This is a genomic window from Pseudomonas sp. LARHCG127 (assembly GCF_052871455.1).
The window spans coordinates 258,303-274,442 of record NZ_JBIXJT010000001.1; the positions used below are offsets into that span (position 1 = coordinate 258,303).

The following is a 16,140-nucleotide window of genomic DNA, read 5'->3' on the forward strand; positions in this document are numbered from 1 at the left end:
TATTGTTTGCCCTTGGGCTCGGGCTTTTTTTCAATCTATAAGTATCCTGATTTTAAATCCAACAACATTTACAGGGCTTTATGGATAACCTAACGTTATCCAGACCCGCCGAAACGACCGCCTTGGTCCAATCACGACGCGTTGGTATGGCCTGGGCTAGGCTATTGAGTTAGGCTCCGCCGCTTCCGCGGATGACAGGAGGATGAGGGCTTACCATGCTCAGCAGACACGTAGACCCTGATACATTGCTGCTTAGAATGCCTTCCCTTCGGGCTGTCAGAGCATTTGTCGCCGCCGCTAAATATGAAAGCTTCACGCGGGCAGCGGAGGCGCTGTGCGTATCGCAAGCCGCGATCAGTCGGCAGATTCGAGAACTGGAGGACTCGTTGGGCGCTCAACTGTTCATGCGTGCCGGGCGCACGGTAGAACTAACCGCCGAGGGAAAGATTTTTTTCGAGGCGGCGCAACTGTCCTTCGTTAATATCGCACAGGCGGCTGAAAGGATTCGTACCGCGCAGACGCAGAAACATATCCTGACGGTTTGTTGCTCACCGGCCTTTTCTGCATTGTGGCTGTCAGAGCATCTTCCGGAGTTTCGTGCGACTAACCCGGATATTGAGTTTAACCTGATTACCACTCAGAACTTTGTGAATATGGAGCCGGGCGTAGAGCCGGACATCATCATTTCAAAAATTCGCAAAGTGGGAGACGGGTACAAGAGTTATCAGTTGTGCCACGATATTATTTATCCTGTTTGCTCTCCAGCGTTTTTGGACGCGCATCCCGAACTGACCTCGCTGGAAGGGGTGCGCGATTCTTCGCTGCTCAACCTGAGTCCCTATGGACGGTCGGGCGTGGCTGAACATGTGGATTGGGGGGTATGGCTGGCCTTTCTGAACGTTGATATCGATGAGCGTCCTTCCGACTGTCCGCCTATTTTTCATGCCAATGATTACAACCTGATCATGAACATGGTCCTGACCCATCAAGGCGTCGCACTGGGCTGGAACCAGCTGGTCGGGGCAATGGTCGAGCGAGGGCAGCTCGTTCGCCCTGTCGAGCATCAAGTGACGCTTCGAAACAGCCTTCATTACGTGGCCTGCAATGAACGGACTGAATACGAAGATGCCTGCCGGAGAGTGCGCGACTGGATCCTTTCGAAATTTTCCAGGTGGAGCGTATAAATTCCCCCGCTTCCTTCAAGTCTTCTCGGTCGGTAGCGATGGTCGGCACGGTATTTTCTGGATTCGCTGGGTCATAACGCTAAGTTATCAGTTGAACGACGAAAATGTAGTTTTGCCGGCTGGGCAGGCTACCGTACCCTTCGTGTTAAACATGGTTGAAAAATATTAATTCAACGGCGGCGTTGGACATTCCAGCGCGCAGGATCCGTTGGCCATGACACCGTTTTCTGGGCGTACTTGCCATTAACCGTCAGGTTGATGTGAAGAGGATAATAATGAATACCAAGGCATCCGTGATCGGCCTGATTGAAAAACGTAAGGCGCGCCACGCGCTTCCCCGTGAACTGTATATTGAACCTGAGGTTTTTCGTCAGGATCTTGAGCAGATTTGGCACAAGGATTGGATCTTTGCGGGGCATACTTTCGAGCTTGAAAAGCCCGGGCAATACTTGACGCTGCAAATCGGCGACTATCCTGTCTTGATCATCAGGGATAAAATTGGCCAGGTCCGGGCTTTTCATAATGCCTGTCGTCATCGTGGTTCTAAAGTTTGCGAACACGCCCAGGGTAAAGTCGCGAAACTCGTCTGCCCTTATCATAAGTGGACGTTTGAACTGGATGGCAATCTTTTGTTTGCCGGTAATATGGGCGCCGATTTCGACAGGTCTCAATACAACCTGAAAGCTGTTCATTGTGAAATTGTTCATACCTATATTTATGTCTGCGTCGCTGACGAGGCGCCTGAGTTCGAAAGTTTCAGGCACTCTGTAAGCCCTTTCATCGCCCCCCATTTCCTCGATAACTGCAAGGTGGCTTTCGAGTCAAACCTCATCGAAAAGGGTAACTGGAAGCTCGTATTTGAAAACAACCGCGAGTGTTTCCACTGTGACGGTACGCATCCCGAGTTGATGAATTCTTTTGTCGAGAACCTTTCGGTGGCCGGGGTCGGGGGCGAAGATGATCCAGAACTGACCGCCCACTGGAATCGCTGCGAAACCGCGGGTATGCCCAGCAAGCTGGTCATGGATCCGAATGGCCGTTTTCGTATGACGCGCATTCCACTGTCCGCAGGCGCCGTGAGTTACACCATGGACGGTAAACCTGCCGTGGCGGGACGCTTGGATAAAAGCGGCGAGCCGGATATTGGCGCCTTGCTCTACTTTAACTATCCGTCTACCTGGAACCACTTTCTCGGCGATCACGCCTTGAGCTTCCGGGTGCTTCCGATCGGCCCCGGCGAAACGCTGGTGACGACCAAATGGCTGGTGCCCAATACTGCCGTTGAAGGTGTGGACTATGAGATTGACCGGCTGACGAAGGTCTGGCTGGCCACCAACGATCAAGACCGTCGTTTGGTAGAAGGCACGCAGGCCGGTGTGACCTCGCCGACTTACGAGCCGGGACCCTTTTCGGACATTGCGGAAAATGGCGTGTGCCAGTTCGATGATTGGTACTGCGAAACCATGCTGACGCGCCTCCAGGCCCAGATTCCACTTGAATCGGTGAGCTGATTTTCCTGAGACGATATGTGTTGCCACTACTGCGTGCAAACAGCCCGGGAAGGGCTGTGGGTGCGTCCGATCAGGAAACAAGAAAGGGGGCACGACCCAATGTCCGCATTCGCTTTTTCCGGCCTCAACCTGGCCGTGACCACGCCGTTCGATGCCCAAGGCAAGATTGACTATCCACGCTTCGAGACGTTGCTCGAGCGCTATCTGGCTGCTGGCGTCCAGGGTTTTGTCCTGAGCTCGGGGACTGGCATGCATGTCTACCTGAGCCAGGAAGAGTCCCGACAACTGGTGGCCTTCGGCGCCAAGGTCCTCAAGGGGCGTGCTCGCGTTATTGTGCAAACCTCTGCCTTGTTGGCGGACGAAGTGGTACAGCGCACCCGTCATGCCGTTGAATGTGGCGCCGACGGCGTCATGGTGTTGCCACCGTTTTTCGAAGGCCCGACCGACGACCAGGGCATCGTCGATTTCTACTCGACGGTGTCGGAGGCCGGGTTGCCGATCATAGGCTACAACGTGCCCCAGGCGGTGGGCGTAGAAGTGAGCCCGTCGCTGTTTCGCCGGCTGAGCGAGATACCCCACTTCGTCTCGGTCAAGGACAGCAGTGGTGACCTTGCCGCCCAAGCCTCGTTGATCCGCACGGGTCTGCCGACGATGAATGGCGCCGACGCGCTGGTGCCCTACGCGCTCTTCGCCGGTGCCGCGGGCTTGATCTGGGGCGGGGCGAACATGGCCCCGCGCGCTTGCGTTGCCGTGGTGGAGGCTGCCATGAAACAGGACTGGGCACGTGCCCGGGAGGTTTGGCGGTCGATCGAGCCGGTGATGTCGTTGATCTGGCAGGGTGACTATGTGCAGTCGGTCTACGCCGCTGCCGAGATCACTGGTTATGGGGCGGGGAATCCGCGTCGGCCCTTGGCGCGTTTGTCCGCCGATAAAATCGATGTGCTCAAGGTTGCCCTTGCGCCGTTGATCGCGCTCGAGTCTGAGCTCGCCTGACAACCGGGCCCAGGCTTACGATGACGTGAATGGCGTGCCGGGCATGGATGATGCCCGGCGTCACGAAGCAGCAATTCCTCTCCAGATGGAATGATCCATGAGCAATCAGTTGGACCGCGCTGCACGAGCGTATGACGTTCCCAGGCCCCAGTTCGGCATTCTCCTGTGCCTGCTCTCCATGCTGGTGTTTGCCAGCCAGGATGGGATCACCAAGGTGCTGGTCAAAGACCTTCCCGTCGCGCAGTTGGTGATGGTGCGTTATTGGGCGTTCCTGGCTTTTGCTGTCGGTTATAGCGTCTATCAGGGCAGCCTGCGGACCGCGTGCCGAAGCCGCCATCCTTGCCTGCAGGTCATCCGTGCATTGGTCGGGGTGGGTGAAATCGTGCTGTTTGGATGGGGGCTGCGCTATTTGGGACTGGCGGAGATGCATGCCCTGTATGCGGTGTTCCCTTTGATGACACTGGCGTTGGCTGGGGTGTTCCTGGGTGAGTTCATCGGCGTGCGTCGATGGGTTGCCGCCGCCGTGGGCTTCGCGGGGACGCTGGTCATCCTTCGGCCTGGCACTGGTGTCTTCGAACTTGTAGCGCTGATTCCGCTGGCGTCTGCCTTGGGATTCGCGGTTTTCAGCGTGCTGACGCGTCGGATCAGCCAGCATGATTCGTTCGCCACGAACATGCTGTACATGGGCTTCTTCGGCGCGATCACCATCACTTCGGTAGGTCTTCCTGAATGGGTGGCGCCGAGCCCGACGCAATGGGGCCTGATTGCGGTACTGTCCACGACAGGCGTGGTGGCCCAGCTGTTATTTCTCCAGGCGCTGAAGTATGCAACCGCGGCCACGCTCCAGCCGTTCAACTACACGCTGCTGGTGTTTGCCACGCTGATTGGCCTGTTGGTATTCGGCGAACTGCCAGACACCTGGACGGTGGTGGGGGCGTGTCTGGTGATTGCCGGTGGCATGTATGCGATCAAGGCGAAAGGTTAGTGGCCTGGCAGATACCGAGCAACACAGACATGCGTACCGCTCAAATCCACTGTGGGAGCGAGCTTGCTCGCGAAAGCGGTATGCCTGTCACTGGGATGCTGGATGTCCCACCGCCATCGCGAGCAAGCTCGGCTCCCACAGGGTTTTGTGGTGAGTGCGGATATTGCTGACACCACAAGTCCATTGTGGGAGCGAGCTTGCTCGCGAAAGCGGTGTGCCTGTCACTGGGATGCTGGATGTACCGCCGCCATCGCGAGCAAGCTCGGCTCCCACAGGGTTTTGTGGTGAATGCAGATATCGCTGACACCACAAGTCCACTGTGGGAGCGAGCTTGCTCGCGAAAGCGGTATGCCTGTCACTGGGATGCTGGATGTGCCGCCGCCATCGCGAGCAAGCTCGGCTCCCACAGGGTTTTGGGGTGAATGCAGATATCGCTGACACCACAAGTCCACTGTGGGAGCGAGCTTGCTCGCGAAAGCGGTGGGCCTGTCACGGGAATGCTGGATGTCCCACCGCCATCGCGAGCAAGCTCGGCTCCCACAGGGTTTTGTGGTGAACACAGACATTGCGTACAGCTCAAGTCCACTGTGGGAGCGAGCTTGCTCGCGAAGAGGCCGGCACATCCAGCCTATTCATTGGCTGTGACAACGCCTTCGCGAGCAAACCGCCGCCACATTTGATCTTCAGTGGACGTAAGTCCGGTTTAGAACTTGAAGCGTCCCACCAACCCCTTGAGCTGTCCGGAAATATCCGTCAAGCGCCCCGAGCCGGTCTGCGCCGTGTGAGCAAACTCTTCAACCAGCTGCGCATCGGCATGAATCTGCGCGATGTGCCGGTTGATGTCCTCGGCGACCTGGTGCTGTTGCTCTGCAGCCGTGGCGATTTGCGTGTTCTGGTCGCGAATCGAGTCCACCGAGTTGCGGATCTTGTCGAAGCTGTCCCGCGCCTGCTGGATGCGCTCGACGCTGGTGTGTGACACCTGCAGGCTGCTTTGCATCTGCTGGGTCACTTCCTGGGTGCGCCGTGCGAGGTTGCCCAGCAGGCTGTCGATCTCGCCAGTGGAGTCGGCGGTGCGGCGGGCCAGGGCCCGTACCTCATCGGCTACCACCGCAAAGCCGCGACCCTGGTCACCGGCGCGCGCGGCCTCGATGGCGGCGTTGAGGGCCAGCAGGTTGGTCTGCTCGGCGATGGAACGAATGGTGTCGAGGATGGTGTTGATGTTCTTGCTGTCCTGTTCCAGCGCCTGCATGGTCTGGGTCGACTGCTGCAGGTCCTCGCTCAGTTTCAGCACGCTGCCCGTGGCTTCGCCGATATGATGCTGGCCATCATGTACATCGCGATAGCCCTCGTCCGCACTGGTGGCGGCCTGGCTGCACGAGCGGGCCACTTCGTTGGCGGTGGCGACCATTTCGTTGAACGCGGTGCTCACCAATTCCACGGCCTGGCGTTGGCGCCCGGCGGCGTCGTTCATGTTCTGGGCCACGTGGCTGGTATCGGCTGCGGCGGTCTGCAAGTCGGAAGAGGCGCTGCCGATGCGCTGCATCAGTTGCGCGATCATGCCCAGGAATTGGTTGAACCAGCCCGCCAGGGTGGCCGTTTCGTCCTTGCCTTGCACCGAGAGTTTACGGGTGAGGTCGCCTTCACCCTCGGCGATTTCCTGCAGGCCGTTGGCTACGCCGCGAATCGGCCGCACGATGACGCTGGCGAAACTGGCGCCCACCACAGCGAAGACCACGGCCAGCGCGGCGGCGATGACGGCGATCAGCCAAGTCAGGCTCGAAGCCTCGGCCATCACTTCATCGCGCTTGATCAGGCCAATGAAGCGCCAGCCCAACCCTTTGGAACTGACCACGTTGGCCATGTAGGGCACGCCGTCGATCTCGATCTGGGTCACGCCATCGCTGCTTTTGGCCAGTTCGGCATAGTTGGGGCCCAAGTCGGCCAGCGGCTTGAAGTTGTGCTTGGCATCGGCGGCGTCCACCAGGACGTTGCCGTTGGCTTCCACCAGCATCAGGTAGCCACTGTCGCCCAGCTTGATGTTCTTCACCAATTCGGTCAGTTGCTTGAGCGACACGTCCAGGCCGACCACGCCCACCAGCTTGCCGGCGGCATCGGAAACCGTGTGCACGATGCCGATCAACGACACATCATCCGGCGCCCAATAATAAGCGTCGGTGCGCACGGTGGTACCCGGCGCGGCGATGGCCGCCTTGTACCATGGACGCACCCGTGGGTCGTAGTTGGAGATTTTGGGGTCGTCAGGCCAACTGGCATACCCGCCGTCGGCCAGGCCCAGGGAAAGGTAGGCGGTCGTCGGGTGACTCTTGGCGAATCGGTCGAAGATCTCCAGAAGCTGTTTGTTGTTCTCGGTAAGCGGGATTTGTGCGGCGTCGGCACCGGCGTAGTTTTTCAGATCCTTGGCTGCGACGATCCGTGGATCCTTGGCGAAGTATTCGACGTTCTGGCTGATGCCATCGAAGAACTGCTTCATGCCGTTGTCGATCTGGCGGATTTCTCGGCCGCTGCTGTCCAGGAAGTTGGCTTTCGCAGCGTCGCGCAGGTTCAGTACGACAAGCACCGCCACCAGGATAACGGGAAGGCAGGCGATGGTCGCGAACGCCCATGTCAGCTTCTGTTTGATATTCATGACTTCTCCCGCGGAATATTTTAAGTGTTGGGACGGCGGAAACAGCTGTGGTTGGCGTTGCGAGTCTCTGGAAGGGAAAAGCGCCCATGCCTACTGCCAGTGTATCGACCAAAGTCGTAGGCACTTGAGGCTCGCCTTTTTGGCGCGGGCCGACCGGTAGACGGCGCAGGTGCGAATGCAGCCGGCTTGACTTGCCTGGAAGATAACGTGGTCTGTCCTGCGCCTTCGCCCTGCGGCAGGGCACCCACGTGCAGCCAATCCTCATCTTTAATGTACTAACGAGGCCCTATGCCAAGCGCATTCGAGAGCGTACTCAAAAACAAGAACATGGCTTATCGGCCACTTGGATCGGCACCCGCCAGCCAGGCGCCGATCCGCGTCGCGTTTGTATTGATGGACAACTTCTCGATGATGTCTTTCACCGGCGCCGTGGACGCGCTGGTGACCGCCAACCTGATGAGCGACATGCCCCTCTACGAGGTGCTGACGGTGGGGGTGTCGGGTGGGCAGGTGACGAGCGACCTGGGCATTGTCATCTCGACGGACATCGAACTGGCGCAGATACCGGAAAACCAGGATGTGCTGATCGTTGCCGGGGGCTTTCGCGTGAAGTTGCAAGGCCATCCCTTGCTGCGCCGCAAGCTGCGGGCCAATGCAACGTCCGGGGCGATCCTGGGCGGGCTGTGGAACGGTGCCTTCTTTGTGGCGGATGCCAATCTGCTGGATGGTTTCGAGTGCGCTGTTCACCCCGAAAGCCGCGCCATGATGGCGGAGGTGTTCCCCCATGTGAAGGTGTCCAATCGAGCCTATGTGGTTGACCGGGAGCGGGTCAGTTGCGCGGGTGCCAACAGTTCGCTGCGCATGATGCTCCAGTTGATCCGCCAGACGGGCGGGGCGATGTTGGTGGGGGCTATCGAGGAAATCCTGCGTTGCGATGAGTCCGGCGAGGATGCGACAGACCTGCCGCCGGTTTTTGTCGAGACCGACCCGACGCTGCCGGAAAGCCTCAAGTTGGCGTTGGAACTGATGTGGCAGAACGTAGAAGAGCCCTTGACCATCGATGAGCTGGCGGCGTGCGTAAAGATTTCCAAGCGCCAGTTGGAGCGGCGTTTCTGCAGTTTTCTCGGTGCGACCCCTACACGTTATTACCTGGAGCTGCGCCTGACGCGCGCGCGCCAACTCATCCAGCAGACCAATCGGTCCGTGACCGAAATCGCCGTGGCGACAGGTTTCGTCAGTTCGCCGCACTTCCAGCGTCGTTTTCGGGATTTCTTCGGTGTACCGCCTGGCAGCTACCGTTCGAAATCGGAGCGCAAGCAAGCCTTGCGATGAAGGCGCTGGTTGATCAGAGATGAATATCTAGGGCGGGGAGAGGGCGTTGCCGGAGCTGTGCGGGAGCCAGGTGGAGCAAGCCTTGCTCCCACACAGCTCCCGCGTCACCGACACAAATCAGCTGTTATCGTCGGTTTGTGTTTCGGTAGGCAGGTCTTCGGTTTGCGGAGCGGCTTGCGATGCGGTCAAGGTCGTCTCCTTGCACAGCGTCTTGCCGACTTCGTCGGCGATCGAGCCGTCGATGATTCGTCCTTGCATCTGGTCGAACTCGGCTTCCTCCACCCCTGCGAGACTGTTGTACATGCCCATGTGCCGTACATTGCGGCTGGCACAGTCGAGTTCCAGTTTCGTGTAGTTGGTGAAGTAAGTGCCCTTTCTCTGCACGGTGGCCTGGATGGCTGAACCGCTGTCGACAGACGAGACGATGGAGTACACGGCATCCGAATCATCGTATAGGTATTTGATGTTCTGGACGTCCGCGGTCGCACTGCACGCAATCGAGATTAAAGCGAAGGATATGGCGGTTTTCATGCTTTCTTCCGTGAATAAGCAAGTCAGGAGAGAATTAGTGGCAAAGTGAAATCATTTTGCCTAGGCTCTAGCGTTGGGTCAATTTGCTTTGGGCAGTATTAATGACCGTCGGTCAGAAACGAAATATTTTCGGGAACTTTATAGGTCGACGTACCTCGTGGCAACAGACGAGCGCGTTCAGATTAGACGATGATGCTGTCCGAGGCGTGCTGTAGCTCCACTAGATCAAAGCCTGAATTTGACCCATCGGCTGACTTTTTTTAGACGTTTTTCGTCTGAGGTGCATTGTGGGAGCGAGCTTGCCCGCGATGGCGTCAGGTCAGTTGATACTCATGTGACTGACACTCCGCCATCGCGAGCAAGCTCGCTCCCACAGGGGTTAGAGGTTGATCCATGTCATCTGTGGCAGTTCTCCCACGGTGCTTCACGGCATCTGCGGCAGTTCCTGCGGCCGCAGATCGAACACCAGCACCTCGGCATCCTGGCCATGGCTCAAAGTCAGGGCCTGCTCCTCGCGCACCCGCACGCCATCCCCTTCCTGTAATTGCACGCCGTTAAGCTCGACAGCGCCCCGGGCGACATGCACGTAGGCATAACGATCCGCTGCCAGGGTCAGGGTGGCGCGTTGCTCGCCATCGAACAACCCGGCGTAGACCCGCGCGTCCTGGCGCACCTGGAGCGAGCCGTCGGCGCCATCCGGGGAGATGATCAATTGCAGGCGTCCCAGTTTCTGCTCGCGGCTGAAGTGCTCCTGTTGATAGCGGGGTGTGGCACCGCTGACGTCGGGCACGATCCAGATCTGCAGGAAGTGCACCTGCTCGTCCGCGCTGTGGTTGAACTCGCTGTGGGCCACGCCGCTGCCAGCGCTCATCAACTGCACGTCACCGGGGCGAATGACCGAGCCCGTGCCCAGGGTGTCCTTGTGTTCCAGCGCCCCTTCGAGCACATAGGAAAAGATCTCCATGTCCCGGTGCGGATGCTGGCCGAAACCCTTGGCGGCGGCGACCCGGTCGTCGTTGATGACCAGCAGGTCGGAGAAGCCCTGTTCGTTGAGGTTGCGGTAGCTGGCGAACGAGAAGGTGTGGAACGAGGTCAGCCAGCCGTGGCGAGCGATGCCGCGGTCCGAAGCTTTGCGAAGGGTCAGCATGATGAATTCTCCTGATGTCTTGGGCGGCGGCTGGGGCCGTTCGCCGGGTTCAGAAGAAGGTTAATGGTTGCCGAGATATTCAATAAGTAGGTGGAAAACGAAAGACTGTCCGTTTTGAGTGGACAATGGAGAATGCCTACCGGCGGATGCTTCGCTTCGACATAATGCTGAAGCTTTGACGCTACACAAACCTGTGGGAGCGAGCTTGCTCGCGATGGCGTCAGGTCAGCCAATACTCATGTGGCTGATACTCCGCTATCGCGAGCAAGCTCGCTCCCACAGGGGCACTTACAGTTTCTGGATTTTTTTGGCGTCTTTCTTGATGAAAACCGTTGCAATGGTGCTGTTCCCGGATTTCTTGCTGCTCGACATGGCCGGGCCGCTGGAGGTGTTTTCCATCGCCAATCGTTACCTCGACACGAACCAGCGTTATCAACTGCTGACCCTGGGGACCGAGCGCGGGCCGTTGCGCACATCCAACGGCGTGGCGGTGCAGGCCGATATCCATATCGACCAAGCCTGGGCGGCCTATGACGTGTTGTTGGTGCCGGGCGGGCCGGGGGCCTATAACGACCAGCATCCGGGGCTGCACACCTGGCTGCGCGCCGCGGCGCAACGGGCGACGCGCTACGGTTCCATCTGCACCGGCGCCTTTGTGCTCGGTGAGGCGGGCTTGCTCGACGGTTATCGCGTCACTACCCATTGGCATTACACCGAACGCCTGGTCCAGCGTTTCCCCGAGGCCTTGGTGGAAACCGACAAGATCTTCCTGCAGGACCGGCGCCTGATTACCTCGGGCGGCGTCACCGCCGGGATCGACCTGGCCCTGTCCATCGTCGCCCAGGACCATGGCCGCAAAGTCGCGTTGGACGTGGCCAAGGTGTTGCTGGTGGTGATAAAACGCCAGGGTGGGCAGGCGCAGTTCAGTCCCTCGGTGGCGGCGGTGTCGACACAGGAATCGGCCATCACCCGGGTGCAGAATCATGTGATGGAGCACCTGGAAGAGCCCTTCACCATCGAACGCATGGCCGCGCTGGCCGCCATGAGTGCGCGGCATTTCGCCCGGGTCTTTGCCCGGGAAGTGAAGATGACGCCCATGGAGTTCCTGCAAGGCGCACGCATCGACCGGGCGCGTCAGTTATTGGAAACCACTGACCTGCCACTCAAGACCGTGGCGTTTCGCAGCGGCTTCGGCAGTGTGCGGCACATGCGTTTTCTGTTTGGTGAAAAGCTCGGCCTGACCCCGGTGCAATATCGTCAGCAGTTCAGTTGAGCCGTCGGTGTCCGTCCAAGGCACCGTGATGTCCGTGGTGCTCCCTGTGCCAGCATTGTCCTGTGGCGTGCGCCTGCCAAGATAACGGCGAACCCCTTGGAAAGGATGCGCAGGAGCCCAGGGCAGACGTGTTCGGTGATCCGCACGCTGACGCCCGCACCGGTTTTCCGGCGCTGGATCGCCCATGAACAGTTTCGTCAAACCCGACAGCGAGCCGGCGGTGAGCTTCGGTCCGTTTGCCTTCTACCGGCAGCAGCGGCTGGTCACCCGTGACGGCCAGCCACTCGCATTGGGTGGTCGCGCCCTGGATGTTTTGCAGGTGCTGGTGGAGCACGCCGGCCGTTATGTCAGTAAGCAAACCCTCATCGCCCACGTCTGGCCTGACAGCGTCGTGGAAGACATCAACCTGCGGGTGCACATTGCGGCGCTGCGGCGGGCCTTCGGCGACGGGCGGGACGGCGCGCGCTATATCCTCAACCATCCACGACAAGGCTATTGCCTGGCGGTTCACGAGGACATCGAGACGCCGTTCGGTCCCCCAGCCGAGCGACACAACTTGCCCACGCGCTTGAGCCCGGTGGTCGGCCGCGACAGGATCCTGGGACGGTTGTTGGCGCAAGTGCCTCGTCAAGCCTTGACCACCGTGACCGGCCCGGGCGGGGTCGGCAAGACTACCGTGGTGTTGCGGGCGGCGCAGCTGTTGCTTGAACATTTTGACGACGGTGCCTGGTTCGTTGACCTGGCCGCCATCAGCGAGCCCTCGCAGGTGACGGCTCAGGTGGCCGGCGCGCTGGGCCTGGCGCATGGGGCTTTAGGCCGGCGCCTGGAATCCTGCCGGATGTTGCTGGTGCTCGATGGCTGCGAGCAGGTGCTCGGCGCCTGTCGGGAACTGGCCCAGGCGTTGGCTGTGACGGCACCGGGGGTGGCGCTGTTGTGCAGCAGCCGCGAACCGCTGGAGCTGTCGGGCGAAAGAATCGTGCCACTGCCGGGCCTGACCGTGGCGTCGCCCCTCGAGCCGGAGCACCAGATCGTGGCATGCCCGGCGGTGCAGTTGCTGATTGAGCGGGTAGGCGCCCGGCAGCAGGATTTCAAGCCCCATGGCCGCGACTGGCTGATCCTCGCCCAGATTTGCCAGCGCCTGGACGGCTTGCCGCTGGCACTGGAATTGGCGGCGGCCCAGGTCGACGCCTTGGGGGTGGCTGGGGTGCTCGAACAGTTGGACTACGGTTTGTCCCTCTTGAGCCATGGGCGGCGTACCGCAGTGGCCCGGCATCGTAGCCTGGAGGCGGTGCTGGATTCGAGTGTCGAGCGTTTGAGCGCTGACGAACGAACCGCGTTCCAGCGCCTGGCGGTGTTCGAGGGACCGTTTACGCTCAAGGCGGCGCAGGCCGTGATCAGTTGCGCTGAACTGAATGTCGGGCAGGTGCCCAGGTTGCTGTTGCGGTTGGCGAGCGTGTCACTGCTGATGGTCGAGCCGTTGGCTGAGGGCGGGCGATTTCGACTGCTGCACACCACTCGCGCCTACGCCATGGACAAACTGCGGCGCAGTGGTCAGTGGCCTGTGTTCCATCGGCGTTACGTACTGCAAGGTGCCTGGGGGGCGCGGCGTTCACGGCCCCAACCGGCGAGTCAGCGTTTGGAGCAGCGCGTCGGCTTCCAATAGATCGGGAGTGTCGAAGCCCTCGCTGAAGCGGCGGTAGACCGGCCCGAGCAGTTCCTGCGCGGCATGCACCTGCCCTTGACGTTGCCACAAGCGGGCCAGGGAGGTCGCGCTGCGCAGTTCCCAGGCCAGGGCTTGATGACGACGGGCCACGGCCATGGCGTCCAGCAGTTGCGCTTCGGCGGTTTCCTCCAGGGACGGCTCGTTCCGCGCCAGCAAGGTTTCGGCGCCGGCCCGCAGGATCTCCGCCGAACACCAGCCCGCAGTACCCGTGCGGGCCCGTTCCAGTTGCGCCGGGCTGACCAACTCAGGACGCAGGGTGACGACGATGTCCTGGATCAGCCCGTTTGTCGCACTCGTCTCCAGCGTCTCACCATCCAATACGCAGGCGTAATGGCAGGCCCAGTCATGGAACAGCATCACCGAATGTTTCTTCGCCTGCTGCTTCAACAGATCGAGCCTTTCCCGCGTGGTTGAATGATCGCCGTTGTAGTGGGCGATCACGCAACCGGTGAGTGCCAGGGTGTAGCAGATCGAAATGCCGTGATTGATCTGCAGGGCAATCTGCAACGCCAGGTTGGCGGTGCGCCGGGCTTTCTCGGCAAAACCTTGTAGCCAGAGGATCCGCGCCAGAATCGTCAGCGCCGCCACGCTCTGGTCGTATTGCACGCCGAAGCCGTGACTGAAGCGGCTGAGGTGGCCGCTCTGGGCCAGGCGCTGGATCACTTGCTCGGCTTCATGCCGCGCCGCGCCCTGGTCACCGGTGAAATGCAGTGCCAGCACCCGCAGGCGTAGAGCGCTCAAGGACAGGGTCGGGTCGCCCTGCAAACCCAACCGATCGAAATCCAGGCTGTGGTCCAAGGCCTGTTGGTAGCGGCCGCAGCTGAGGTCGACGGTCATTTGCCCGGACACGGCCCGCAGCTCGCCGGCCAGGTCCTGGCATTGCCGGGCCAACTGCCGGGCGGTGGCGAAGGCCCGCACGGTGGCCGGCGTACCGCCCTCGGTGTGGTAGTTGAAACTGGCGTGGGCCAGTTCCAGGGCCAGGGTCAAGCGTGGGCAGGGATTGGGGCTGGCCCGCAGCAAGTTCAGCGCCCGGTTGACGTAGAGGCCGTGTTCCTTGAGCAGCGACAGTTCCTGCCAGAGGGGCAGGGTGCGAGCAGTCAGGCGAATCGCCACGGCGTGAGAACCCTGCGGGCCCAGGCCTCGGTCGAGCGCGGCGCGGATGTCATCGCGATAGTCGGCGTAGCGGGCGATCCACAATCGGGTGGGGGTGTTTTCCCAATCGCTTTCCGCTTGTCCCATGAGCGCCAGGCAGCGTTCGGCGTGGCGTTCCTGGCTGGCCGTCAGTTCCCCGGCTTCGGCGAGTTTTTCCAAGGCATAGCGGCGGGTGGTGTCCAGCAGGCGATAGCGCACCTCTTCATCGCCGATCTCGACGTTGAGCAATGACTTGGCGACCAACTGGCTGATCGATACCAGCACCTGTTCGGGTGCGACATGCTGGCCGACGATCACTGCCGCGGCCGAGGCCAGGTTGAAACTGCCCATGAACACCGCCAGCCGCCGCAGGCAGGTCTGCTCGCAGGCCGTGAGCAGCGCGAAGCTCCAGTCCAGCGTGGCGCGCAGGGTCTGCTGGCGCGGTGCGGCGCCGGTGTCGTTGTGGAGCAGGGCGACGCTGTCTTGCAGGTGTCGGTGAAGCGCCTCCAGGGTGAAGCGGCCAAGTTGTCCGGCGGCCAGCTCGATGGCCAGGGGAATGCCGTCCAGACGCTGGCAGATGTCGATCACCAACGGCACCTCGCGGTCGGTCAGTTCGAAGTCGTCACGGCTGGCCATCGCACGCTCGGCAAACAGTTGCAGTGCCGGGTACTCCAGGGCGGGATAACCCTCGATGGGCATTTCACGGGGCGGGAACGCCAGGGCGTCCAGGCGCTGCATGTGTTCACCTTCGGCGCGCAGGCCTTCGCGGCTGGTGGCCAGGATGTGCAGGTGAGGGGCACCACGTAGCAAGGTTTCGCTGAGCTGGGCGATGGCGTCGATCAGGTGCTCGCAGTTGTCGAGCACCAGCAACAGATGCCGTTCCTTGAGCTGTCGGGCGAGGGTGTCCAGCGGATCGCCGTCCTGCAGGGGCAGGTCGAGCAACGCACAGAGGTTGGGAGCGATCATGGCCGCGTCGTTGAGCGACGCCAGGTCCAGCAGGTGGGTGCCGTCACGGTAATGGCCGATCAGCCGTTCAGCGACCCGCAGGGCAACGGTGGTCTTGCCGATGCCGCCGGTGCCGACCAGGGTAATGAAGCGTTTTCGCGGCAGCTGGGCCACCAGGTTTTCCACCAGGGCCTGGCGGCCGATCAGGCGCGTGCGCTGCAGTGGCAGGTTGCGCGCCAGGGACGGATGGGGGATGCGCGCCAATGGGTCAAGGGATTCGAAAGCCAGCGGCGCGACGAAGCTGTAGCCGCGCTGCGCCACGGTGACGATGTAGCGCTGCCCGGCCTGGCCGTCCCCGAGGGCCTTGCGCAGGGCTGCGACGTGTACGCGCAGGTTGGTGTCTTCCACCACGCTTCTGGGCCAGACCCGGGCGATCAGTTGCTGCTTGCTCACCACCTCGCCAGCGTGTTCGAGCAACACCAGCAGGATCTCCACGGCCCGCCGCCCCAGGCGCAACGGTTGCTCGCCCTCCAGCACCAGGCGCTGGCGCGGATGGACCCGGTAAGGGCCGAAGTGCACCGTCTGTTCGACGGGCAGGCTGAGGTAGTGGCTCATGGTGCTCTCAATGTTCTGGTCCCGATGCCCGGGCTTTACCCGAGCATATTCCTCAGGTTTGGCTTCAAGCGCAACGGCGCAGGCTCTACTCCCGGCCTTCCAGACGCCGAACCTGTGGCGAGG

11 protein-coding genes and 1 pseudogene are annotated in these 16,140 nt (G+C 60.8%); 7 read left to right on the forward strand and 5 right to left on the reverse strand.

Annotation, left to right across the window (positions count from 1 at the left end):
• Positions 1-215: 215 nt before the first annotated feature.
• The 4 genes from ACIPQ1_RS01185 (at position 216) to ACIPQ1_RS01200 (ending at position 4,673) form a co-directional block, all read left to right on the forward strand.
• Positions 216-1,184, forward strand: coding sequence for a LysR family transcriptional regulator (locus ACIPQ1_RS01185; RefSeq protein ID WP_446533415.1), 969 nt, complete (start codon positions 216-218; stop codon positions 1,182-1,184).
• Between the two features lie 275 nt (positions 1,185-1,459).
• Positions 1,460-2,695, forward strand: coding sequence for an aromatic ring-hydroxylating oxygenase subunit alpha (locus ACIPQ1_RS01190; protein WP_411387040.1), 1,236 nt, complete (start codon positions 1,460-1,462; stop codon positions 2,693-2,695).
• Between the two features lie 99 nt (positions 2,696-2,794).
• Positions 2,795-3,688, forward strand: coding sequence for a dihydrodipicolinate synthase family protein (locus ACIPQ1_RS01195; protein ID WP_446533416.1), 894 nt, complete (start codon positions 2,795-2,797; stop codon positions 3,686-3,688).
• 97 nt (positions 3,689-3,785) lie between these two features.
• Positions 3,786-4,673: a DMT family transporter gene (locus tag ACIPQ1_RS01200; protein ID WP_446533417.1), complete on the forward strand. Its 888-nt coding sequence runs from the start codon at positions 3,786-3,788 to the stop codon at positions 4,671-4,673.
• A gap of 703 nt (positions 4,674-5,376) precedes the next feature.
• On the opposite strand, the gene ACIPQ1_RS01205 is transcribed toward ACIPQ1_RS01200, so the two are convergent.
• Positions 5,377-6,231, reverse strand: a complete 855-nt coding sequence (locus ACIPQ1_RS01205) for a methyl-accepting chemotaxis protein (protein ID WP_411387490.1) — start codon at positions 6,229-6,231, stop codon at positions 5,377-5,379.
• A 6-nt stretch (positions 6,232-6,237) separates the two neighbouring features.
• A pseudogene (locus tag ACIPQ1_RS01210) lies at positions 6,238-7,320 on the reverse strand (HAMP domain-containing protein); the annotation flags it as partial.
• Positions 7,321-7,608: 288 nt separating this feature from the next.
• Here ACIPQ1_RS01210 and ACIPQ1_RS01215 point away from each other — a divergent pair.
• Positions 7,609-8,652 (forward strand): GlxA family transcriptional regulator, encoded by a 1,044-nt coding sequence (locus ACIPQ1_RS01215; protein ID WP_186709725.1) that lies wholly within the window; start codon positions 7,609-7,611, stop codon positions 8,650-8,652.
• Between the two features lie 117 nt (positions 8,653-8,769).
• Here ACIPQ1_RS01215 and ACIPQ1_RS01220 read toward each other — a convergent pair whose 3' ends face one another.
• Positions 8,770-9,183: a hypothetical protein gene (locus tag ACIPQ1_RS01220; RefSeq protein WP_411387043.1), complete on the reverse strand. Its 414-nt coding sequence runs from the start codon at positions 9,181-9,183 to the stop codon at positions 8,770-8,772.
• 424 nt (positions 9,184-9,607) lie between these two features.
• Positions 9,608-10,330 carry a pirin family protein gene (locus tag ACIPQ1_RS01225; protein ID WP_250963011.1) on the reverse strand — a complete coding sequence of 241 codons (723 nt, stop codon included), beginning with the start codon at positions 10,328-10,330 and terminating at the stop codon, positions 9,608-9,610.
• A 322-nt stretch (positions 10,331-10,652) separates the two neighbouring features.
• On the opposite strand from ACIPQ1_RS01225, the gene ACIPQ1_RS01230 reads away from it, so the two are divergent.
• Positions 10,653-11,603: a GlxA family transcriptional regulator gene (locus ACIPQ1_RS01230; RefSeq protein ID WP_446533418.1), complete on the forward strand. Its 951-nt coding sequence runs from the start codon at positions 10,653-10,655 to the stop codon at positions 11,601-11,603.
• A 184-nt stretch (positions 11,604-11,787) separates the two neighbouring features.
• Positions 11,788-13,266 (forward strand): ATP-binding protein, encoded by a 1,479-nt coding sequence (locus tag ACIPQ1_RS01235; protein WP_411387045.1) that lies wholly within the window; start codon positions 11,788-11,790, stop codon positions 13,264-13,266.
• On the opposite strand, the gene ACIPQ1_RS01240 is transcribed toward ACIPQ1_RS01235, so the two are convergent.
• Positions 13,213-16,017 (reverse strand): ATP-binding protein, encoded by a 2,805-nt coding sequence (locus ACIPQ1_RS01240; protein WP_411387046.1) that lies wholly within the window; start codon positions 16,015-16,017, stop codon positions 13,213-13,215. The two genes, ACIPQ1_RS01235 and ACIPQ1_RS01240, sit on opposite strands and share 54 nt — an antisense overlap.
• Positions 16,018-16,140: the final 123 nt, after the last annotated feature.

Bases quoted from the DNA above. Each gene is read 5' to 3' on its own strand.
- ACIPQ1_RS01185 (WP_446533415.1), top strand. From the start codon at position 216: ATGCTCAGCAGACACGTAGACCCTGATACATTGCTGCTTAGAATGCCT.
- ACIPQ1_RS01190 (WP_411387040.1), top strand. From the start codon at position 1,460: ATGAATACCAAGGCATCCGTGATCGGCCTGATTGAAAAACGTAAGGCG.
- ACIPQ1_RS01195 (WP_446533416.1), top strand. From the start codon at position 2,795: ATGTCCGCATTCGCTTTTTCCGGCCTCAACCTGGCCGTGACCACGCCG.
- ACIPQ1_RS01200 (WP_446533417.1), top strand. From the start codon at position 3,786: ATGAGCAATCAGTTGGACCGCGCTGCACGAGCGTATGACGTTCCCAGG.
- ACIPQ1_RS01205 (WP_411387490.1), bottom strand. From the start codon at position 6,231: ATGATCGCGCAACTGATGCAGCGCATCGGCAGCGCCTCTTCCGACTTG.
- ACIPQ1_RS01215 (WP_186709725.1), top strand. From the start codon at position 7,609: ATGCCAAGCGCATTCGAGAGCGTACTCAAAAACAAGAACATGGCTTAT.
- ACIPQ1_RS01220 (WP_411387043.1), bottom strand. From the start codon at position 9,183: ATGAAAACCGCCATATCCTTCGCTTTAATCTCGATTGCGTGCAGTGCG.
- ACIPQ1_RS01225 (WP_250963011.1), bottom strand. From the start codon at position 10,330: ATGCTGACCCTTCGCAAAGCTTCGGACCGCGGCATCGCTCGCCACGGC.
- ACIPQ1_RS01230 (WP_446533418.1), top strand. From the start codon at position 10,653: ATGAAAACCGTTGCAATGGTGCTGTTCCCGGATTTCTTGCTGCTCGAC.
- ACIPQ1_RS01235 (WP_411387045.1), top strand. From the start codon at position 11,788: ATGAACAGTTTCGTCAAACCCGACAGCGAGCCGGCGGTGAGCTTCGGT.
- ACIPQ1_RS01240 (WP_411387046.1), bottom strand. From the start codon at position 16,017: ATGAGCCACTACCTCAGCCTGCCCGTCGAACAGACGGTGCACTTCGGC.